Source organism: Duganella alba (genome assembly GCF_009674495.1).
Lineage (GTDB): Bacteria > Pseudomonadota > Gammaproteobacteria > Burkholderiales > Burkholderiaceae_D > Rugamonas > Rugamonas alba.
Genome location: NZ_WKJN01000107.1, coordinates 1 through 275, shown reverse-complemented (window position 1 = coordinate 275; position 275 = coordinate 1). Strand labels below are relative to the sequence as shown.

1 rRNA gene is annotated in these 275 nt (G+C 48.7%); it reads left to right on the top strand.

The features are described from left to right. Window positions 1-174 precede the first annotated feature (174 nt). A 5S ribosomal RNA gene (gene rrf, locus GJ695_RS29470) occupies window positions 175-275 on the top strand; the annotation flags it as partial.

The following is a 275-nucleotide window of genomic DNA, read 5'->3' as shown; positions in this document are numbered from 1 at the left end:
TCAGGTGTGGAAGTGCAGTAATGCATTAAGCTAACTGATACTAATTGCCCGTACGGCTTGTCCCTATAACCTTGACGGTTATGCGCATTTACTATGATGGTGAGTGCTACCCAAAAACTTTACTTCTTCCGGATTCGCTGTGCAGCCCAAGGCTGCAGAGCATACAAGTCAAAGCTTGATGACCATAGTAAGTCGGTCCCACCCCTTCCCATCCCGAACAGGACCGTGAAACGACTCTACGCCGATGATAGTGCTGCAACCAGTGTGAAAGTAGG